Annotated in this window: 22 protein-coding genes; 12 read left to right on the forward strand and 10 right to left on the reverse strand. The window is 64.6% G+C overall.

Annotated features, from left to right (window positions below; translation table 11 throughout):
- The first annotated feature begins 171 nt into the window (after positions 1–171).
- The 3 genes from GA0061099_RS18850 to GA0061099_RS18860 all read left to right on the forward strand — a co-directional run bounded on the left by GA0061099_RS18850 (position 172) and on the right by GA0061099_RS18860 (position 4,835).
- Positions 172–927: an outer membrane protein gene (locus GA0061099_RS18850; RefSeq protein WP_036028173.1), complete on the forward strand. Its 756-nt coding sequence runs from the start codon at positions 172–174 to the stop codon at positions 925–927.
- 275 nt (positions 928–1,202) lie between these two features.
- On the forward strand, positions 1,203–4,184 hold the full coding sequence (uvrA, locus tag GA0061099_RS18855; RefSeq protein ID WP_036028164.1) for an excinuclease ABC subunit UvrA: 2,982 nt from the start codon (positions 1,203–1,205) through the stop codon (positions 4,182–4,184).
- Positions 4,185–4,265: 81 nt separating this feature from the next.
- Positions 4,266–4,835, forward strand: coding sequence for a DinB family protein (locus GA0061099_RS18860; protein ID WP_036028166.1), 570 nt, complete (start codon positions 4,266–4,268; stop codon positions 4,833–4,835).
- Position 4,836: 1 nt separating this feature from the next.
- Here the strand turns inward: GA0061099_RS18860 and GA0061099_RS18865 are convergent, their stop codons facing one another.
- Complete coding sequence (locus GA0061099_RS18865; RefSeq protein WP_036028168.1) at positions 4,837–5,373, reverse strand: RNA 2'-phosphotransferase; 537 nt, start codon at positions 5,371–5,373, stop codon at positions 4,837–4,839.
- 51 nt (positions 5,374–5,424) lie between these two features.
- On the opposite strand from GA0061099_RS18865, the gene GA0061099_RS39380 reads away from it, so the two are divergent.
- Together GA0061099_RS39380 and GA0061099_RS18875 are read left to right on the forward strand one after the other, a co-directional pair.
- Positions 5,425–5,637: a hypothetical protein gene (locus GA0061099_RS39380; protein ID WP_050996043.1), complete on the forward strand. Its 213-nt coding sequence runs from the start codon at positions 5,425–5,427 to the stop codon at positions 5,635–5,637.
- Between the two features lie 294 nt (positions 5,638–5,931).
- A complete protein-coding gene (locus tag GA0061099_RS18875; protein WP_036012680.1) occupies positions 5,932–6,579 on the forward strand; it encodes an HAD-IA family hydrolase in 648 nt (215 codons plus the stop codon).
- A gap of 53 nt (positions 6,580–6,632) precedes the next feature.
- Here the strand turns inward: GA0061099_RS18875 and GA0061099_RS18880 are convergent, their stop codons facing one another.
- A complete protein-coding gene (locus tag GA0061099_RS18880) occupies positions 6,633–7,277 on the reverse strand; it encodes a TetR/AcrR family transcriptional regulator (RefSeq protein ID WP_036028176.1) in 645 nt (214 codons plus the stop codon).
- Between the two features lie 105 nt (positions 7,278–7,382).
- Between GA0061099_RS18880 and GA0061099_RS18885 the strand changes: the two genes are divergently transcribed.
- Positions 7,383–8,489: an alpha/beta hydrolase family protein gene (locus tag GA0061099_RS18885; RefSeq protein WP_225112467.1), complete on the forward strand. Its 1,107-nt coding sequence runs from the start codon at positions 7,383–7,385 to the stop codon at positions 8,487–8,489.
- A 29-nt stretch (positions 8,490–8,518) separates the two neighbouring features.
- Positions 8,519–9,334: a DUF3313 domain-containing protein gene (locus GA0061099_RS18890; protein WP_306469099.1), complete on the forward strand. Its 816-nt coding sequence runs from the start codon at positions 8,519–8,521 to the stop codon at positions 9,332–9,334.
- A gap of 63 nt (positions 9,335–9,397) precedes the next feature.
- Here GA0061099_RS18890 and GA0061099_RS18895 read toward each other — a convergent pair whose 3' ends face one another.
- The 6 genes from GA0061099_RS18895 to GA0061099_RS18925 all read right to left on the reverse strand — a co-directional run bounded on the left by GA0061099_RS18895 (position 9,398) and on the right by GA0061099_RS18925 (position 15,891).
- Positions 9,398–10,351 carry a YVTN family beta-propeller repeat protein gene (locus tag GA0061099_RS18895; RefSeq protein WP_074447968.1) on the reverse strand — a complete coding sequence of 318 codons (954 nt, stop codon included), beginning with the start codon at positions 10,349–10,351 and terminating at the stop codon, positions 9,398–9,400.
- A 2-nt stretch (positions 10,352–10,353) separates the two neighbouring features.
- Entirely contained in the window at positions 10,354–10,917 is a 564-nt protein-coding gene (locus GA0061099_RS18900; RefSeq protein WP_036028185.1) for an SRPBCC family protein, read from the reverse strand.
- Positions 10,918–11,955: 1,038 nt separating this feature from the next.
- Complete coding sequence (locus GA0061099_RS18910) at positions 11,956–12,723, reverse strand: AAA family ATPase (RefSeq protein WP_036012712.1); 768 nt, start codon at positions 12,721–12,723, stop codon at positions 11,956–11,958.
- A 96-nt stretch (positions 12,724–12,819) separates the two neighbouring features.
- Positions 12,820–13,680 carry a PCC domain-containing protein gene (locus GA0061099_RS18915; protein WP_036028187.1) on the reverse strand — a complete coding sequence of 287 codons (861 nt, stop codon included), beginning with the start codon at positions 13,678–13,680 and terminating at the stop codon, positions 12,820–12,822.
- A gap of 9 nt (positions 13,681–13,689) precedes the next feature.
- Positions 13,690–15,291 carry an acyl-CoA synthetase gene (locus GA0061099_RS18920; RefSeq protein ID WP_036028190.1) on the reverse strand — a complete coding sequence of 534 codons (1,602 nt, stop codon included), beginning with the start codon at positions 15,289–15,291 and terminating at the stop codon, positions 13,690–13,692.
- Between the two features lie 105 nt (positions 15,292–15,396).
- Complete coding sequence (locus GA0061099_RS18925; RefSeq protein ID WP_036012718.1) at positions 15,397–15,891, reverse strand: hypothetical protein; 495 nt, start codon at positions 15,889–15,891, stop codon at positions 15,397–15,399.
- Between the two features lie 94 nt (positions 15,892–15,985).
- Between GA0061099_RS18925 and GA0061099_RS18930 the strand changes: the two genes are divergently transcribed.
- On the forward strand, positions 15,986–16,345 hold the full coding sequence (locus tag GA0061099_RS18930) for a hypothetical protein (protein ID WP_036028193.1): 360 nt from the start codon (positions 15,986–15,988) through the stop codon (positions 16,343–16,345).
- Between the two features lie 83 nt (positions 16,346–16,428).
- The gene (locus GA0061099_RS18935; RefSeq protein ID WP_036028195.1) at positions 16,429–16,704 is read left to right on the forward strand and encodes a GNAT family N-acetyltransferase; all 276 of its coding nucleotides are present in this window, start codon (positions 16,429–16,431) and stop codon (positions 16,702–16,704) included.
- Between the two features lie 48 nt (positions 16,705–16,752).
- On the opposite strand, the gene GA0061099_RS41245 is transcribed toward GA0061099_RS18935, so the two are convergent.
- Positions 16,753–17,148, reverse strand: coding sequence for an SPW repeat protein (locus tag GA0061099_RS41245; RefSeq protein ID WP_036028203.1), 396 nt, complete (start codon positions 17,146–17,148; stop codon positions 16,753–16,755).
- Positions 17,149–17,469: 321 nt separating this feature from the next.
- On the opposite strand from GA0061099_RS41245, the gene GA0061099_RS18945 reads away from it, so the two are divergent.
- The gene (locus GA0061099_RS18945; protein WP_036028197.1) at positions 17,470–17,745 is read left to right on the forward strand and encodes a GNAT family N-acetyltransferase; all 276 of its coding nucleotides are present in this window, start codon (positions 17,470–17,472) and stop codon (positions 17,743–17,745) included.
- Between the two features lie 54 nt (positions 17,746–17,799).
- On the opposite strand, the gene GA0061099_RS18950 is transcribed toward GA0061099_RS18945, so the two are convergent.
- On the reverse strand, positions 17,800–18,198 hold the full coding sequence (locus GA0061099_RS18950) for a DUF3597 domain-containing protein (RefSeq protein ID WP_036028199.1): 399 nt from the start codon (positions 18,196–18,198) through the stop codon (positions 17,800–17,802).
- Between the two features lie 338 nt (positions 18,199–18,536).
- Here GA0061099_RS18950 and GA0061099_RS18955 point away from each other — a divergent pair, with 338 nt between their 5' ends.
- Entirely contained in the window at positions 18,537–19,445 is a 909-nt protein-coding gene (locus tag GA0061099_RS18955) for a DUF2189 domain-containing protein (protein WP_036028200.1), read from the forward strand.
- 119 nt (positions 19,446–19,564) lie between these two features.
- Positions 19,565–20,389, forward strand: coding sequence for a lytic murein transglycosylase (locus tag GA0061099_RS18960; protein WP_036028201.1), 825 nt, complete (start codon positions 19,565–19,567; stop codon positions 20,387–20,389).
- The last annotated feature ends 70 nt before the right edge of the window (positions 20,390–20,459 follow it).

Genomic DNA, 20,459 nt, shown 5'->3' on the forward strand with positions numbered 1-20,459 from the left:
TTGTTTGTTGCGGCCGCCCGTTCGCTCGCGCTTTTCGAAGGGGTGTGGCCGCTGGGTGACACAACCTTTGGCTTCAATGGTGTAAAAGCAATGACGTTGCTTGAGTCATAAGGTCCGCTGCTCTTCCGCTCTCCGGAAGACCGGAATGAGAAATGGAAGTGGGGAATGGATATGAAGAAGCTTTTGCTGGCTTCGGCCAGCTTGTTCGCACTCAGCGCGTTGGCACCGGCCTCGGCGGCCGATTTGGCGGCCCGCCCCTACACCAAGGCTCCGGTGGCACCGATCGCGGTGTACAACTGGAGCGGTTTCTACCTCGGCGCCAACGCCGGCGGTGGCTGGAGCCGCAACTGTTGGGATCTCACCAGTGTCGGCCCCTTCGTGGTCGCTCCGGCGGTGGCCGAAGGTTGTCACAATGCGACCGGCGCACTCGTCGGCGGCCAGATCGGTTATCGCTGGCAGTCCGCCAACTGGGTATTCGGTCTCGAAGCCCAGGGCGACTGGGCTGACCTGAAGGGTTCGAACATCAGCTCGCCTGCCGCGCTCGCGCCGCTGGTGAACGAGACCAGGATCGACGCCATCGGCCTCTTCACTGGCCAGGTCGGTTATGCCTGGAACAACGTGCTTTGGTACGTGAAGGGCGGCGCTGCCGTCACTCACAACAAGTACACTGGCAGTTTTGGCGGCGTTACGCTCGACACCGCGAACGAAACGCGCTGGGGCGGTACCGTCGGCACCGGCATAGAATTCGGCTTCGCCCCGAACTGGTCGGTCGCTGTCGAATACAACCACCTGTTCATGGGCAGGCACAACGAGACCTTCACCTTCCTCGGCGTGACCACTCGCACCGACAGCATCAAGCAGGACGTGGACATGGCTACCGTTCGACTCAACTACACCTTCGGTGGCCCGGTGGTCGCGAAGTACTGATCACGATCGACGTCACATCGTCACGAAAGGCCCGGCCTCGCGCCGGCCTTTTTGTTTTGGCTGGGTGCTCCGCGAGCGGTTCCGCGCGTTCCTGCTGCCAGATCCCGCCAGCACGCCAACAATCCGTTGACGATTCGCAAGTCCCACTGGAAATCCGCCGCCGTTCTTCCTACGTTCGCTGCCATACCCATCGGCGCCGATCCCGGTTCCGGGCGCAGCGCGCCTTTTTTGTTGGCGCGATCGCGCACCTTTGGGCTTCCTTGAGGGCAACTCGGATGGATGAAGTGATCAAGGCGAAGCGCCAACAACAGAACGCGGGCTCCAGCCTGCGCGCAATTACGATCCGCGGCGCGCGCGAGCACAACCTCAAGAATATCGACGTCGAGATTCCCCGCGACAAGCTGGTGGTGTTCACCGGGCTATCCGGCTCCGGCAAATCCTCGCTCGCCTTCGACACCATCTATGCCGAGGGCCAGCGCCGCTACGTCGAATCGCTGTCGGCCTATGCCCGCCAGTTCCTGGAGATGATGCAGAAGCCCGACGTCGACCAGATCGACGGCCTGTCGCCGGCGATCTCGATCGAGCAGAAGACGACGTCGAAGAACCCGCGCTCGACCGTCGGCACCGTCACCGAGATCTACGACTACATGCGCCTGCTCTGGGCCCGCGTCGGCGTACCCTATTCGCCGGCCACAGGCCTGCCGATCGAGAGCCAGACCGTCTCGCAGATGGTCGACCGCGTGCTGGCGCTGCCCGAGGGCACCCGCCTCTATCTGCTCGCCCCCGTCGTGCGCGGCCGCAAGGGCGAGTACAGGAAGGAGCTCGCCGAATGGCTCAAGAAGGGCTTTCAGCGCGTCAAGATCGACGGCACCTTCCATGAGCTGGCGGAAGCTCCTAGCCTCGACAAGAAATTCCCGCACGACATCGACGTGGTGGTCGATCGCATCGTGGTGCGTGCCGATATCGGCCAGCGCCTCGCCGAGAGCTTTGAGACCGCGCTAAAGCTCGCCGAAGGCCTTGCCGTCGTCGAGTTCGCCGATGCGCCCGCGGCGGCTGCGCCTGCGGAGGAAAAGAAGAAGACCGCGAAAATCCACGACAAGAGCGGGCCCGAGCGCATCCTGTTCTCGGAAAAGTTCGCCTGCCCGGTCTCCGGCTTCACCATCCCCGAGATCGAGCCGCGCCTGTTCTCCTTCAACAATCCCTACGGCGCCTGCCCCGCCTGCGGCGGCCTCGGCGTCGAGCAGCATGTCGACGAAGACCTCGTCATCCCTGAGAAGGATCTGACGCTGCGCAAGGGCGCGATCGCGCCCTGGGCCAAGTCGTCGTCGCCCTATTACGTGCAGACGCTGACCGCGCTCGGCAAGCACTACAAGTTCACGCTCGACACCAAGTGGAAGGATCTGCCGAAGAAGACGCAAAACGCGATTCTCTACGGCTCGGGCGAGGACGAGATCAAGTTCTCCTACGAGGACGGGGTGCGCTCCTACGACACCAAGAAGCCGTTCGAAGGAGTCATCACCAACATCAACCGCCGCTACCGCGAGACCGAGAGCGAGTGGGCCCGCGAGGAGCTGGCGAAATATTTCCACGACGTCCCCTGCGAGGGCTGCAAGGGCTTTCGGCTCAAGCCCGAGGCGCTCTGCGTCAAGGTCGGCGGCAAGCATATCGGCGAAATCTCGGAGCTGTCCGTGAAGGGCGCCGGCGCATGGTTCGAGACCGTGCCGGAGGCGCTGAACGCGCAGCAGAACGAGATCGCGGGCCGCATCCTGAAGGAGATCCGCGAGCGCCTCACCTTCCTGCTCGACGTCGGCCTCAATTATCTGACGCTGTCCCGCTCCTCCGGCACGCTGTCCGGCGGCGAGAGCCAGCGCATCCGCCTCGCCTCGCAGATCGGCTCGGGGCTCACAGGCGTGCTCTACGTGCTGGACGAGCCTTCGATCGGCCTGCACCAGCGCGACAACGCCCGCCTGCTCGATACGCTGAAGCGGCTGCGCGACCTCGGCAACACCGTGGTCGTGGTCGAGCATGACGAGGACGCCATTCGTCTCGCCGACTACGTGCTCGACATCGGCCCCGGCGCCGGCATGCATGGCGGCAACATCGTCGCCGAAGGCACGCCCGCCGAGATCATGCGCAACCCGAAATCGCTGACCGGCAAGTACCTCACCGGCGAGCTCGAGGTCGAGGTGCCGGAGCGGCGTCCGCCGAATCACCGCCGCACCATCAAGGTGGTGAATGCGCGAGGCAATAACCTCAAGAACGTCACGGCGGAAATTCCGCTCGGCCTGTTTACCTGCGTCACCGGCGTCTCCGGCGGCGGCAAGTCGACGCTGCTGATCGATACGCTCTACCGCGCCATCGCCCGCAAGCTGAACAACGCCAGCGAGGGCGCCGCCCCGCACGACCGCATCGAGGGCCTCGAGCACATCGACAAGATCATCGACATCGACCAGTCACCGATCGGCCGTACGCCGCGTTCGAATCCGGCGACCTATACCGGCGCGTTCACGCCGATCCGCGAATGGTTCGCCGGCCTGCCGGAAGCGAAAGCACGTGGCTACGAGCCCGGCCGCTTCTCCTTCAACGTCAAGGGCGGCCGCTGCGAGGCCTGCCAGGGCGACGGCGTCATCAAGATCGAGATGCACTTCCTGCCCGACGTCTACGTCACCTGCGACGTCTGCAAGGGCAAGCGCTACAACCGCGAGACGCTGGAGGTGCTGTTCAAGGGCAAGAGCATCGCCGACGTGCTCGACATGACTGTCGAGGAAGCTGCCGAGTTCTTCAAGGCGGTGCCGCGCGTGCGCGAGACTTTTCAGACATTGCACCGCGTCGGCCTCGACTACATCCATGTCGGCCAGCAAGCGACGACGCTCTCGGGCGGCGAAGCCCAGCGCGTCAAGCTGGCAAAAGAATTGTCAAAGCGCGCGACCGGCCGCACGCTCTACATCCTGGACGAGCCCACCACCGGCCTGCACTTCCACGACGTCAAGAAGCTCCTGGAGGTCCTGCACGAGCTGGTCGCGCAGGGCAACACGGTCGTCGTCATTGAGCACAATCTCGAAGTCATCAAGACCGCCGACTGGGTCATCGATCTCGGCCCCGAAGGCGGCGACGGCGGCGGCGAGATCGTGGCGTGGGGACCTCCGGAAGACATTGCGAAGGCGCCGCGAAGCTATACGGGCAAATTTTTGGCTCCCGTGCTGGAGAAGGCGCGGAAGCCGAAGCGGAGGCGAACCGCGAGCGAGGCGGCGGAGTAGATTGCGCTGCATCGAAGCCACGGGGCTGAGGGCGGATTAGCGGAGCGTAATCCGCCACTATTCGATCGGGAAAGAACCGACATGTCCGCTGGACTCGTCCAAACCTACCGCGCCTTCGCCCACAACAACGCTTGGGCGAACCATCGCCTGCTCGCCGCCTGCGCTGCGCTATCCCAGTCTGAATTCGAAGCCCACCGCACCGGCTTCTTTCCAAGCCTGCAGCGTACGCTGAACCACATCTACATCATCGACTTCTTCTACATCGATGCGCTTGAAGGGGGCTGGCTCGGACCGGCAGCCTGGAAGAACGAGGTGCCGTACCCCTCGTTAGCCGAGCTCAAAGCTGCCCAGGCCGCAATGGACAACCGCCTGATTGCGATCTGCGATGCGCTGACAACTGAACGGCTCGACGCCTTCGTCCGGATCAACCGCGATACGAGCGTTCAAACCGAGCGCTGCGACCGGCTGCTCATGCATCTCTTCCAGCATCAAATTCATCATCGCGGACAGGCGCATGCCATGCTGTGCGAAACGGATGTCGCGCCCCCGCAGCTCGACGAGTTCTTCGCGGAAGGCGAAGCGCCGCTGCGAGCCGCCGAATTCGCCGAACTCGGCTGGACCGAGGAGACCGTTTGGAAATCCAGGACGTAAGCTACGCCAGGAACTCCGGCGGCACATGGTCGGTCAGCCACACACCGTTCTCTGCGCGAAAAAACTTGAATCCCTTGGCATGCATGCTGCCGGCATCGACCTTGAAGATGTGCGGCTTGCCGTGGCGCTGACCGACACGCTGCGCAGTTGCCTCGTCGGAGGACAGATGCACCTGCTGGCGCGCCTGCGGCTTCAGGCCCTCGGACAGGATCGCCTCGACAAACCGTGTCGCCGTGCCATGATACAGGATCGACGGCGGCTCCTGCGGCGCCAAGCCAAGTTCAACCGAGACGGAATGTCCTTGCGCGGCGCGAATGCGATCAGTTCCAGGGGACAGCGAGAAACGCTTCTTGTCGCTCTCTGCGACGACGCGCAGCAGATCATCGCGGCCAAACTTTGTGCCGGCGGCATTTGCCTTGGCGATCAGGTCGTCGATGCTGGCCCACCCGTGCGAATCCAGCACCAACCCGATCGTTTCCGGCTGGTGGCGCAGGACCAGGCTCAGAAATTTGCTGAGCTGGGTGTCATTGATCGGCATGGTTACCCTTCCAGTCCTGCATCACTACACTCAAGTGGTTGGCAAGGCCAGATGATCGATCTGGAGGGAGCAATGAGCCAGTCGAACCTATACGCTATTCGGAACGCGATCCTCGCCGATCAACAGGTGACTTGCGTCTACGAGGGTCGCCGTCGCGAGCTCTGTCCGCATATCATCGGCACCGACAAGTCCGGTGACGAAGCCGTGCTGGCCTGGCAGTTTGCAGGCGAAAGCAGCAGGCGCTGCCGCAATGGCTCTGCCTGAAGCTGGCCAATGTCAGTGGGGCCCGGGCGCGGGATGGCCGCTGGCATGAAGGCGGCTCGCATAGGAGCACCCAGACCTGCGTGACGAATATCGATCTCGACATCAATGTCGATGTCCGTAAGTTGCGGTGAGGGAGCTACAGGGGTCGAGATCGGAATCGAACCTCGTCGATCACGACGTAACGGCCGATCGCAGGGTTGATTTCGATCCGCTCGTGTCGCATGGCTGTTCTCGAACTCCACGAATATTTAGCACGCGACCTCACGCTTGTCAGCGAGCTCAAAATCCGGCCTCATGCCCTATTCCCTCGCCATATTCGACCTCGACGGTACCCTCGCCGACAGCTTCCCGTGGTTCCTGCGCACCATCAACGACGTCGCGGACCGCTTCGGCTTTCGCCGCGTAAAGGACGAGGATGTCGAGGAGCTGCGCCACGCCTCGTCGCGCGAGATCCTCGCCAAGCTCGAAGTGCCCATGTGGAAGCTGCCGGCGATCGCGCGGCATGCGCGGCGGCTGAAGGCGGAGGCGGCTTCCGAGATTTCGCTGTTCGCAGACGTCGAGACGATGCTGCGAACGCTGGCCGAGAACGGCGTGCAGCTGGCGCTGGTGACGTCCGACAGCGAGGCCAATGCGCGCGAGAAGCTCGGGGACGCCGCAGCGCTGTTCTCGCATTTCGACTGCGCAGCGTCGCTGTTCGGCAAGGCCGCGAAATTCCGCCGGGTCATCCGCCGCGCCGGCGTCGCGCCTAGCAGGGTGATCTCGATCGGCGACGAGGTCCGCGACATCGACGCGGCGCGGGCGGTCGGGATCGCCTGCGGCGCGGTGTGCTGGGGCTATGCGGCACCGGCGGCGCTAACGGCGCTTCGGCCCGACCATGTGTTCGAGCACATCCGTGACATCGCGCCGGCGCTGATCGGCGTCACAGCTCCGATGCGGGCTTAACACCACCGCGCGGCCGTATTGCTTTTCCATCGAGAGCCCGGGCCGGCCCTCACTCACTCGCCGGATCGACCGGCAGCCTTGCGCGAGGCTCCCGCTCCGATCTCCCGGTTCAGGCACGCAAAAGCCTCTTTCACGTAGACGGCCAAGGGCCGCTTGCCCTGGTCGCGATTCCAACTGTCCATCGCAAGCCGCAAGGCTCCGACCGACATCATGGCGACCACGCGCAGCGCAGCCTGCCGATGCGGCTGCGGCCACATCTGGGACAGCGCCGCGAACACGGCAGCTTCCTTCTCGACGTATTTCGCCTGCTGCCGGATGCGAAGCGACTCGTTCGCGGACATCAGGCGCTCGATCACTTTTGTTTGCTTGTAATCGACCGGGAAGCGGGCTGTCAGCTCCAGCAGGCCGTTCCTTGCGGCATCGAGCGGCGACTGCTTGGTCGTTTGCTCGAGCACGGCGGCACGCAAGGTCTCGCTGAAACCACCATCCTGCCACGCCAGGAGGATCTCTTCCTTGGACTTGAAGTAGTAGAAGAACGTCCGCCGCGAGATCCCCGCCGCCTCCGCGATCGCGTCGAGCGTGGTGGCATCATAGCCCCTGGTCAGAAACAGTTTAAGGCCCTGCTCGGCGATACGATGCAGCGTTTCGCGCCGCTTCCGCTCGCGCAGGCCTTCCTCCTTCCGGGATGAACTTTTCATGACCTGTTTTGCCATGAAATCGACCAGTTTGCAAAATTACACTAAGTGCAATACGTCGATTACACTCGGTGCGACTTCATACAAGGTGCCTTCATGGTGAACGGGTTGAGCGACACTTCCTCTCAGCATGTGCGATCCGCGCACGCGAATGGCGCGGACGGTGCGAGCGGAGCGACAAGCCTGACCCGACGGCGGTTCGGTGCCGCGCTGCTGGCGGTCGCCGTCACGGCCACGCTCGCCGCGCCTCCAGCCCGGGCGCAGTCCGCGCCCCCCGCGGTCGTCGACTTCGACTGGGTCGATCCGGCGCGTTCGCGGCCCGTTCCGGCGCGCCTGCACTGGCCGGCGGATGTTGCGCCGGGATCGCGCGTGCCGCTCATCGTGTTCTCCCATGGGCTCGGCGGCTCTCGCCGGGGCTACAGCTATCTGGGGCGATATTGGTCGGCCCGCGGCGTCGCCAGCCTGCATGTTCAGCATGCCGGCAGCGATTCCTCGCTCTGGGCGGGCAATCCCCTCGCCGTCGTGGACCGCCTGCAGCGTGCCGCTCACGAGAGCGAGGCGCTGGCGCGAGCCCTGGATCTGCGCTTTGCCCTGGATCGCATGCTGTCGAGTCCCCATGGTGCCCACGTAGACCGCCGGCGCATCATGGCGGCGGGGCATTCCTATGGGGCGAACACGGCGCTTGTTGCGGTTGGCGCCCGCGTGATGCGCGACGGCAAGTGGGTCGAGGCGCGCGACCCGCGCTTTGCCGCCGCCATCGTCATTTCGGCCCCTCCATTCTATGGCGAACCCGATCTTGCCTCGGTGTTGAGCAGGATCACCGTTCCAACCCTGCACGTGACGGCGACGAAGGACGTCATCCAGATCCCCGGATATTACTCACCCGCTGCCGACCGGCTGGAGGTCTTCAACGCCATTGCCACACCGCGCAAGCTGCTTGCCGTGTTCGAAGGCGGCTCGCACAGCATCTTCACCGATCGCTCGTTCACCGGTGGTCCGGCGCTCAACCCGAAGGTGAAGCTCGCGACGGCCGAGCTCACCCTGGCCTTTCTCGACCTGGTTTTCGATGGCAACGGTGCCACGCTGGCGCGCTGGAACGTGACCTGGCAGCCCATGCTCGCCTCGGCGCCGGGCGCCGCACCTTCTCCCCTGCCCGTCGCGCAGTCCCGGCGCGTGGCCCAGGGAGTGGCGACCGGTCTCGTTCCCTCGCCATGAGGTGGCTCGCAGTTGCGGTCTTGAGCTCGATGGCCGCCGGTTGCGCGGCGGCTCCGCTGGAACGAGCGGGGTCGCTGGCCTCCTACGACGATCTCACGCCGTCCGATGGTCTCTTGACCAAGTCGCAGCTCCGGATCAGCAAGGCTGATGTTCTCGCCGCGAAGACCGCTCGCATCGAGCCGACCGCGTTCACGGCGACCGCAGCCAGCCAGCCGTTCACGCCGCAGCAGCGCAGGCTGATCAAGAACGCAATCAACAGAGCGATGTGTCTTGCGCTCAGCGAGCGCTTCCGGATCGTAGCTCCCACGGAGGCTGCGGACTTGAATGTTCGCGCCGTCATCACACAGATTGCGCCGACCGATGCGGCGGCAGCCGGCGTCTCCAAGGTCGCGAGCGTCGTGCCGTCCATCGTCGCTCCCGGCGTGCCCATTCCGGTGCCGCGCCTTCCGATCGGACTGGGAAGCCTGTCCGTCGAGGCCGAGGCCCGTGACCGCAGCGGCAACCAACAGGCGGCCATGATCTGGGCGCGCGGAGCGAACTCCTTCACCAGCGCTCCGCGTGTATCGAGCGATGGCGACGCCTATGACCTGGCCGAGGCTTTCGGAAGCGATTTCGGGAGGTTTCTCGTTGCCGCGGAGAGCCCGTTCGGGAAGGTCCCCACGCCGCCTTCCGTCGACAGATTGAGCGCCTCTCTCGGTGGTGCGCCCAAGGAAGCGATCTGCGAAACATTCGGCCGGGCGCCAGGATTGGCAGGCCTGGCCGGAGAAAGAATCGGGCTGCCGCCGGACTGGACCGACCGAGGCGCGCCGGAGAACACGATCTTGGAAGCGCAGAACGTCAATTGAGCTCTGGCGGAATGGCCGCTTGAATTCGGCCGGCCGGAGCAAGCGGCCTCGGGTTGTGACGAACTACTCCGTCCTGCGCAGGAACGCCCCGAACGCCCTTGGGCCGTCGCCGGTCTTGATCTCGCCGATCACCTTGAGCTCGGCCGCATCGATGATGCTTAGCGTGTTGCTTTCCCAGCAGGCGACAATGACGCGCTTGCCGTCGGCAGTCGCCGCAATGCCTTCGGGATAGTCGCCGACATGGATGCGCTTGACCGGCTTGAGGCTCGCCAGGTCGAACACGCTGACGGTGCCGCCATATTGGTCGGTGACGAAGCCTCGGCCTAGCGTCAGCGCCACCGCATATGGGCGCATGCCGACCGGCACGCGGCCGATCTCGCGGCCTTCCGCGATATCGATCACGGAGACATCGTCGGAGCCGACATTGGCGGTGTAGGCGCGCTTGCCCTCGGCATCGATGGTGACGCCGAACGGGCGGGTGCCGACCTTGATCACGGCCTTGCCTTGGCGCGTTGCCGTTTCCACCACCGAGACGCTGTCGTCGTCGCGGTCCGCCGAGAGCAGCAGCTTGCCGTCGGGCGTCACCGCAAGACCCGACGGCGAGGCGCCGACCGCGATGCTGGCGACAACGCTGCGCGAGGCCGTATCGATCACCCGCACCGCGGCCGCGTACCAATCGGCGACATAGACCGTCTTGCCATCGGGCGCCACGGCAATGCCGAGCGGCCCGCCGCCGACCTCGACGCGGCCGGCGACCTGCCGCGTGGCAGCGTCGACCACCGTCACCGCCTTGGCATCCGGGCTCGTGACATAGGCAAAGCGCCCGTCGGCGCTGACGGCGACGCCGGCCGGCTTGCCGCCGATTGGGATGGTCGCAACGCCGCGCGCGCCAGCGAGATCCACCACCATCAGATCTTCGCTGAGCTGGTTGGTGACGAACGCCTCGTCGGCGCGCGCGCTTCCAAAGCCGGCGTAACAAAGGCTGGCGGCGAGCGCCGCCAGAACCAGCGCTCGCACGATCAGCTGCCGCTCTCGATCTTCTTCTTGAGCGCCTCGAGCCCGGCCTTGTACAGCCCGCTCACGGCCTTGATCGCGGCCTCGTCGCTCAGCTCCGGCGGCGGGTCGTTGTTGGGATAGCCGCGATAGAACGCGCCGGCCCATTCCAGCTTGGCCTTGCCATCAGGCGCGGGCGAGACCGTCAGGGTCGAGGAATAATTGGTCACAGGCAGCACCTTCACGTCGACCTTGGTGATCCGGTACGAATAGCTCTGCATGTCGGGCTCGTATTTGTAGAGCTCCTCCTCGACCGTCCCGCCGCCCGTCAGGGTCAGCTTGCGCGTCGCGCCGATCTCGTTGCCCTTCTCGCCTTGGGTCTTGGTGACCGGCTGAAGCCAGCTCATGTCCTGGAAATTGCCGATCACCGCCCACACCTTGGCGGGGGCCGCGTTGATCTCGATGGATTCCCGCACCTTCTGCCGCGTCGGCCCATGGGCCCAGACCGGCTCGAAGGCGGTCATCAGAGCCATCCCCGCCACCGCCAGCGCCGCCACCCCGGCGATCGCCGGTCCGCTTCTCATCCTCATCTCGTTTCCTCGTTTCTCAATCTGCGCGACTTGGAACGCGCGCTGAGGTCATGCTAGCGCATTTTTGGGCCATGGGGAGACCCGTTCGTGGCACGGCGGTGGCAAAGCCAATGCACACCATTGATAGGGTTGGCGGACGGGTAAAACACCAGACCGGGGTCAATCATGCCAAGCCGAAATAATTCGCCTTACTCGAATTCGGAATTATCGCATGTTGCGCCTACCCCAACCCGGGCCGTGGGGCGCATCGCGATCGTCACGAACGCGGGATGGGAGGTGGTGGACGCAGGCAGCGTCGCGCGCTGGCGGTTTGCAGGGCGGATCACTCCGTGAGCAGGCGAGGCGCGCACACGACGGGCGCAGTCTGCGTACGGCAAAATCGTGTGGTCCTGGCGCCCGGGGTCTGTGCGCCAAAGGCTTGCGGTGACGTTGCGGGCCGACCGGGCCCGCACCGTCAGTCATCCGCAAGGCGACGGGGGCAATAGTGCATCGCTCCCCGGGGAGAGCACGACATAAGCCGTCAACCCACTGCGCAGGGAAGGCCGGATGTTTGGCTTCACCTGTATGCCGCTGTGCAGCTTTTTCAAGCACACGCTTCGCACAGTGGACCGCGGGTGCCAGCCGGCACCCGGCCTTCCCTGCGCCCTCGGCACTCTCGAGGGTGGCGAATGCAGCAAAGCTCGGGCGGAATCCGCCGCGAGGATGCGAAACCGTGCCAGCGAATTGATAACGTCTCGTGCCACAGACGCTGCGCAGCACCATAAGCGCGTTCACGCGCGTCTTCGACGCTATGGTGATGCGCTGCAGAACCGGAGCCCATGCATCCGCGATGCTGCGGCTTTCTGAGTCCCGGCTCTGCGCCGCAATGCTCACGCGTTGCAGCTTGACCGGGACACGGGAGTTGGCGCACTGCTGCTCCACACTCCGTCATTGCGAGCGCAGCGAAGCAATCCAGACTGCTGCCGCGGAAAGATTCTGGATTGCTTCGCTGCGCTCGCAACGACGACAGAGAGAGCTACTGTTAGGGGATCCCCTCACCTACTCCCCCAGCGTCGCCTCCACGAACCCGCGCGGATCGACACAAAACTCACGCATCAACCGGTAATGGTCGGTCTGCTCCACCGTGACAGGCTCCAGGCCGTATTTGCCGAGCCGCAGCAGCCGCGCGTTGGGATAGGCCATGAGCATCGGCGAATGCGTTGCCATGATGACCTGGCAGATGCGGGAGTCTTCCATGCGCCGCAGTAGCTTGAGGAATTCGATCTGGCGCGCCGGCGACAGCGCCGATTCCGGCTCGTCGAAGATGAAGATGCCCTGGCGCTGGCAACGCTCCTCGAAGAAGCGCAGAAAACCTTCGCCATGGGAGTGCGACAAGAAATCGGGACCGACCTGGCCGGCGTCGCGCGCAGCCTTGTCCAGATATCGCGCGACCGAGAAAAAGCTCTCCGCACGAAAGAACCAGCCGTTGGTGATCTTCGGCAGCCAGCTTGCGCGCAGCGCCTTGGAGAGTTGGCCGCCCATCTCCTCGCGCGCTTCGGAATGATCGACCGGCTTGTAGCCCTTGCCGCCACCGGCATCGTCATATCCGGCGAGCGCTGCGATGCCTTCGAGGATGGTCGACTTCCCGGTACCGTTCTCTCCAACGATGATCGTGATGGGATTATCGAAGCTAAGCTCGAAATCGTCAGGGAAGATCGGCAAGCAGAACGGATAGGCCTCGCGGTCGCGAACCTGCGACGGATCGAGCCATACCCGCTTCAGATACGGCGCTGGCAGGTTGATCGTTCGATTGCCTCTTCGTGCCATGACGTCCCGCCGCTCCTCGCGTCCGCGATGGAACGTAACAGGAACATTTGGAGTGCAAAAGCGCTATCTTGCACCCACTCCCTTACGGCTGACGAGCTAGTCCCCTGCCTCCAGCACCAGCTCCATCGTCATCAGTACCGGATTGTCGCCACGGATCAGACGCCCCTCCGCAACGCCGCCGGTATAGTCGATCAGGGCGACATCGAGCGCAGCTTCCAGCGCGCCGGAGGCGCCGGGCGCGATTGTCCCTGCCGTGATCGCCAGCTCCGTCGCAAACGGCTCGGTCACGCCGCCATGGCTGAAGCGCGCGCCGATGGTCGATCCGACGCCGCCATGGATCTTCGCGCGGGCGATGCCGTTCGTGCGGCAGAACGCTTCGAGTGCGCCGGCAAAATCCTGGTTCGGGCGCAGGCGGAGCGCGAAGGCGCGGCTCGTCGTGAGCACGCCGGTGCTTGCAGCCGCGACCGGTCCGAACAGCTTGAAGTTGGTCTCCGCATCAGGCTCGGCCGTGAACACCGCACCGTTCAGACCGAAGGCTTCGACCTCGAACGGCTCGGCGACGACGGTCTCGTCCGGCATCATGTGGCCGCCGCTCGTCTTGCCGTCAGCCTCCGTCCACAGTCCGTGGCAATGAAAGAACGGCGCAGCGTCGCGCGTGCCGAGCGTCATGCTGCCGAGCCTCAAACGCGTCACGCCGGCGGGCCGGAACGTATCGCTGTAGAACGCCGCATTCTCACCGGTCTTCGACAGCGCCGGCATGACATAGGCGAACGGCCCGAGCGCGCCGCGGCGGAAGTTCAGCACGCCGCCGGCGAAGCCCTCCGCGGCAAAGCCGCGCCGCGCGGCCTCCAGCAGCGGCAGACCGGCCTGAAGTGTGAACGAGAAAGCGCGTCCCCTCGCCTCCACCCATTGAATGCGTTCGGGAAGCGGCGCGCCCGGCTGCTTGATGCTCCGCATGTGGTGCGCTCAGCTCGCCTTGTCGAGGTCGAGCAGCCCGCGCGCCTCGAGCTCGTCGCGCACCATGCGCTTCGGCACCTTGCCGTAGCCCGATTTCGGCAGCGCGTCCCAGAAGAAGAAGCGCTTCGGCATCTTGTAGCGCGGCACTTTCGGCGACAAGAACGCCGCCATCTCCGCTTCGGTCACCGCCTTCGCGCCTTCTCGGACGACGCAGACGGCGACGCCGACCTCGCCCCAGGTCGCGTCGGGCACGCCGAGCACGGCGACCTCGCCGATCCCGGGATGGGTCAGGATCTTCTCCTCGATCTCGCGCGGATAGATATTGGAGCCGCCGGAGATGTACATGTCCGACGCACGTCCTGTGATGTACACAAAACCCTCCTCGTCCATGTGGCCGAGGTCGCCGGTGCGGAACCAGCCATTGCGGAACGCCTTCGCATTGGCTTCGGGGTTGTTGTAATAGCCGGCGAACACGGCAGGCCCGATCACGCAGATCTCACCGCTCTGGTTAGCCTTGAGCTCGCGGCCCTCATCGTCCTGAATCGACACCTGCATGCCGGTGCGCTCGAAGCCGCAGGTGCCGATCCTGGCGTGCGGGCCGTCCTCCGGGTCGTGCAGCGCCGCCGGCAGCACGGTGATGTTGCCGGTGACCTCACCGAGGCCAAAATACTGCACGATCACCTTGCCGAGCTTCTTCAACGCCGCCTTCTGGTCCTCGCGATACATCGGCGCGCCCGCATAGATGACGTAGCGCAGCGAGGAATGGTCGTATTTGCCGGCGGCGGGATGCTCGACCATCATCTTCAGGATGGTCGGCACGGTGAAGAGATTGCTGACGCGATGCGCCTCGATCAGGCGGAACGCCTCGTTGATGTCGAATTTCTCGGTCGGCAGCAGCACGGTGCGCGCGCCGCGCGCGGTCTGCATCAATTGGTGCACGCCGGCGCCGTGCGACAACGGTGCCACCACCAGCGAGGCATCCTGCTCGGTCGTGCCGGGCGTCAGATCGGCGAGATGATTGGTAACGACGAATCCCATCTGGCCGTGGGTGAGCACGGCCGCCTTGGAGCGTCCGGTGGTGCCGGAGGTGAAGAAGAACCAGCAGGGATCGTCATGCTCGACGGCGACATTCTCCACAACGGCGCCCGAATGCGAGGCGATCGCATCGGCCACCGAGCGCTCGCCGAACGCGGCCTTGCCGTCGACGCTCCAGGTGAACTCCAGCGCACCGTCCTTCACCGCCGCGGCGTGCTCGGGGAAATCGACATGGCACAGGAACGCCTTGGCGCCGGAGGCCTGCGCGAGATAGCTGACCTCATCCGGCATCAGACGGAAATTGGTGGGCACCCAGACCGCGCCGAGCCGGAACGCGGCGAACATCGAGACAAACATCTCATCGCCATTCTTGGAATGGACGAGGATGCGGTCGCCCTTGGCTATGCCCCGCGCGGCGAGCGCCGCGGCCAGGGCGGAGACCTGCGCATCGATCTCGCGCCAGGTCCAGGACTTGTCCCCCCAGACGAAGCCGGGACGCGCGCCATGCCGCCGCGCATTCTGGGTCAGCATATAGGCGAGATTCATGACGCGGCGGGACATGCGCAGGGGCTGCATCGGGCTTCCTCTTCGACGACGGGCGGCACGCAAGCCGTCCGTTCATTGCAGCCCATTTATCGCCAACGCCAGCGGCCCTGCAAGGCCGGCTGCCGCGGACTTGGCCTACTGCTTGAACGCAAAAGGCGTCGCCGTGATGGCCTTGGTCTTCCAGCAGGCTTGCGGACCAAAGCCGCCGCAGAAACTGCCATGCAGATCGAAGCGGATGGTGCGCGCGGCGCCGCGCTTCACTGGCGGGGCCATGATCTTATAGCGGAGCACGTAGCCGTCGAACACCTCGCGCACGCTGCCATCCGGCAGCGTCACCAGGATCTTCATGACGCAACCGCCGGTTCCGCAATAGGTCGTCTCGCGATCGCCGCATTTGGTGTCCTGGAAATCGACGATGTAGTCCTCGCGGCCATCGCCGGTCAGGTCGATCCTGCGCACCGTATCATGCGCGAAGGTCACCTCGCCGCCTTGCTGGCTCTCGCATTCCTCGTTGGCGTAGCGCACAGCCTTCTGCACGCCGGGCGGATAATCGGCCGGATTGAACGGCTTTGCGTCGTCGGCACGCGCGCCGGTCACGAGCAAGCTGAGCAGGAGGATCAGATATCGCATTGGTGTTGGTCGCAACCACAAACGATATCGTTCAGGAAATCTTAAACATGATCGACGCAACCTCGCTCAGTTCTCGCGTACAGAGTGCCGCATCATGGTCAAAGCGCCTGCCCTCCTTCTGTTGTCACTGGCGCTCGCCGGATGTGCCGCGACTCCGCAAGCGCATCTGGCATCCGGCCCCGTCGTCAAGCCTGCGCGCTATGCCTGGGATGGCGCCGGCGAGGATCCCAACCGGCCCCGCACCGCCTCGCAGCCGACACGAACCTCCAGCCGCTCCGAGCGCAACAGGTTGCAAGCCGACGCTCAGCCCCATTCGAAGGAAGGGTGGCAGGCGCAGGATGGCATCGAGGCCGAACAGGACGCCAGGGTCAACCGCTCCCTGGTCATCTGCCAGGGCTGCCTCCGCCCGCAGCCGCAGGCCGAAGATTCCAGGCTCGCCAAAGCGACCGATTGAACGGAACAGCTTCGGATTGGAAACCCCGGCCGGACCGTGCGTTACGATCTCGTGCGCGAGGCCGGCAGCTGCAAGGCAATGATATGAGCGACGTCATCAACAACAAGGCCCATCACCGCTATGAGCTCGACGTGGAGGGTCATCTTGCGACCGAGCACTACCGGCTCGACGGCGGTGTCATCACCTTCGAGCACACCGACGTGCCGAAGGAGCTTGGCGGCAAGGGCATTGGCTCGAAGCTGGTGCAAGGCGCGCTCGACCAGGTCCGCGCCGACGGATTGAAGCTGATCCCGCAATGCCCGTTCGTGAAGGCGTGGATCGACAAGCACCCGGACTATGCGGATCTCGTGACACGGTGAGTGCACAGGCCCGCCGCTCGTGGCCGGCGGGCCTGCCGTACTTACGGTCTATTGTCCGTGCTTGAGCAAGTCCTGGTCATTCATATCCCAGTCCTGCCACAGCTGGAGAATGCCGAGCAGCACCACCACCGCACCAAGGGTCGTGTGATAGATGCGGAGAAATCCCTCACCGGAATAGCCGATCACGTATGGCGAGGCGATGAGCCACAGTCCGGCCAGGATCGTCATCACCTCCTGCCAGCGCTGCAAGGCGACATATTCGAGCTGGCTGATGCCAAATACGACGAGACCGATCGCGACCGTGTTCAGGATGGCCGTCTGGTGACTGGAGATCGCCTGATCCTGGATCGGGAACCACGGCGAGGCCACGATCACCGCACCCAGCAGCATCCCGCACCAGTCTTCCCATGTTCGATGAGTACTAAAGAAACCAGAGTCCGACATCGTACCCTCCTGCAGAAGAGGCATACGTCTGCGGCTGGCGATCATGACACGCCGAATGTCTAGCGACCCTGCCGGCCGCATTCGGGCGTATGTCCTTTCAAGGACGTGGGAACCGAACTCCGGCTTGCAAGAGCGGTATCGGGAATTATTTGCGGAGCCGCGGGACCATGCTCGCCGGGCGCCATGGCCATACCGCAGTGCGGTCAGGGCGGCGCGCATTTGCAGATATCTCGTCTGCGCCAATCTCCCCTGGTCCCACCTTGGCAAGGGCCGTGTCAGCCTCCTAGATCAGGAGGCACCTGCAGTTCGGAGGGACCCCGCATGGCGGCTTCGGTACGCGACAACAAGGACAGGAGCCGCTTCGAGCTCGATGTCGGCGACGACATCGCCTTCGCCAATTACCGGCTGACGCCGTCGGCCGTAATCATCACCCACACCGAGACGCCGCGCGCGTTGCGCGGGCGCGGCATCGGCTCCGAGCTGGTCAAGGGCGCGCTCGGCCTGATCCGGCGCGACGGCAAGAAGGTGATCGCCGGCTGCGGCTTCGTCGTCGACTATCTCGATCGGCATCCGGAGGATGCGGATCTGGTCGCCTGAATGCAAAAGGGCCCGCGGCGATCGCGGGCCCCTGAGGCACTACCCCAGGTCCGGTCAGTGCTTGATCTCCGGCGGCAGCTTGCCGCCATTAGCGGCGAGCTTGGACATCACCTGCTTGTGCAGCCAGACGTTCATGCTCGCCGAGTCGTTCATGTCGCCGCTGTAGCCCAGCTCCTTGGCGAGATCCTTGCGCGCAGCGAGGCTGGAATCGATGTCGAGCGCCTTCATGAGGTCGACGATGGAGGTACGCCATTCCAGCTTCTCGCCCTTGTGCGCGGCGGCCGCCTTGTCGACGATCGCCGCCACGTCGACCGCAGCCATGGGTGCGGCGGCCGGCGCCGAAGGACTTGCCGACCCTGCGGGGGCGCCCGGCGAAGCGGCGCCACCGGCCGGCGCAGCGGAGGCCGGCTGGCCGCCGAAGATCGCGCTGATGATTTTCCCGAAAATGCTCATGTCTGCTCCCCGAAAAGGAATCCGTTGGAAGGGCCTTGCGTGGCACTTATAGACGAAGTTGGTGCGCCGCGCCCGCGAAGTTGCGCGAACGGACAGCAGCATCAGCTTATCTGCGGCGAAATGACGACAGAATGACGCCGCATTGATTGCGTCGCGGCATCGAAATTTCACCCAAGCGTGAGGGACAGGACTCGGACTTGGGAGTATGCTTGCCGTTCAGCTCGCGATCCATCCGGAATTCGCGTCTGGTCGGGATCGTGGGATTTCAAGAGAATGGGCGGCCGCTTGCGCCGTTTGCCGGCGCCGGATGCAGCCGCTTGGCAAGGGAGCTAGCGACCATGGCCACACTCTACCAGGGCAATGTCCCCACGATGGCCCAGCCCACGGATGAGGCTGGACCGGTGATCCGAACCATACAATTGTCCGATCTGCACGACGCGCTCAGGCGCGGCTGGGAGGATTTCAAGGCCGTTCCAAGCCACGCCATCATCCTGTGCGTGATCTACCCGGTGCTCGGCCTCGTGCTCGCCCGTGTGGTGATGGGCTATTCGGTGCTGCCGCTGCTGTTTCCGCTCGCCGCGGGCTTCGCGCTGATCGGGCCTTTCGCTGCGCTCGGGCTCTACGAGCTTTCCAGCCGGCGCGAGCGCTATGAACCGGCCAGCGCCTGGGATGCCATGGAGGTGCTGCGATCGCCGTCGTTCGGCGCGATGCTCGGCCTCGGTACATTGCTGCTCGCCCTGTTCGTCACCTGGGTGGCGACCGCGCAGGCGATCTATGTCGCGGCGTTCGGCTACGAGGGCGTCACCGGATTCTCGGACTTCATGATGCGCGTGCTGACGACGCAGCAAGGCTGGTGGCTGATCGTGGTTGGCTGCGGCACCGGATTCCTGTTCGCGCTCGCCGCGCTCTGTCTCAGTGCCGTGTCGTTCCCCTTGATGCTGGACCGCCATGCCGGTGCGTTCGAGGCGATGAGCACCTCGCTGCGCGTGGTCGCGAAAAACCCGGTGCCGATGGCGGCCTGGGGTCTGATCGTGGCGGTGCTGCTCGCGCTTGGCACGATCCCGGCCTTCCTCGGCCTCGCCGTTGTGGTCCCGCTGCTCGGGCACGCCACGTGGCACCTTTACCGCAAGGTGATCGCGTCCGATCCGGGCGCACGTCCGGTCCCCCCTCCGCCGCATCGGCCGCGCAAGCCGGCCGCCGACTTCCCGGCCAACCTTTTCCCGTGGCGCAATCGGACTGACGTCTGACAATCTCGTGACGTGCGGCCCTGGCCGGTTCAGACAGGGCCGCACGCCTTGCTTTGGCCGCGGTTACAGCCGAGATTATGCTGCCGGTCAGGTCAATTCACGGAAATCCATTTCATCTGATGACTCCGACGATTTCTCGTCTTGCTCTCGCAGCCTTGGCCGTCTCCGCGTCCCTTCTCTCAGTCCAGCCAGCGCCCGCCGCGGTTGCCTGCGACTCGGGCAATTTCGACGCTTGGCTGGCTGATTTCAAAACCGACGCTGCGGCGAAGGGCATCTCGCAGCAGACCATCACTGCCGGGCTTGCCGGCGTCACGTTCGACCAGAGCGTGCTCAACCGCGACCGCTCGCAAAAGGTCTTTACCCAGAGTTTCGAGGAGTTCTCCGGCCGCATGGTGCCGCCACGCTTGGAGCGCGGCTCCAACAGGATGAAGCAATACGGCTCGGTGCTGTCGCGCATCGAGCAGGCCTATGGCGTGCCGGGCGAAGTCCTGGTCGCGATCTGGGGCCTGGAGACCGATTTCGGCGTCAACACCGGCAAGTTTGCAACGATCCGCTCGCTTGCAACGCTCGCTTACGATTGCCGTCGCTCCGAGCAGTTTCGCGCCGAGCTGTTGGATGCGTTGCGCATCGTCCAGCGCGGCGATCTTGCGCCTGCCGACATGAAAGGCGCCTGGGCCGGCGAGCTCGGCCAGACCCAGTTCATGCCGTCATCCTGGATGAAATATGCCATCGACTTCGACGGCAACGGCAAGCGCGATCTTCTGCATAACGTGCCCGACGTGCTCGCCTCCACGGCCAATTATCTGGTCGGCTATGGCTGGCAGAAGGGCAAGGACTGGCAGCCGGGCAGCCCGAACTTTGAGGTGCTCAAGCAGTGGAACAAGAGCGAGGTCTACTCCAAGACCGTGGCCTATTTTGCCGCCCAGCTCGCACGCGCCCCTTAGATCTCAGCCCAGCCGAAGCGCGCCGAATCGCCGCTGCCGAACCCCGGCAAGCGGGCCTCGCCTGTAGCGG

Source organism: Bradyrhizobium yuanmingense (assembly GCF_900094575.1).
GTDB lineage: Bacteria > Pseudomonadota > Alphaproteobacteria > Rhizobiales > Xanthobacteraceae > Bradyrhizobium > Bradyrhizobium yuanmingense.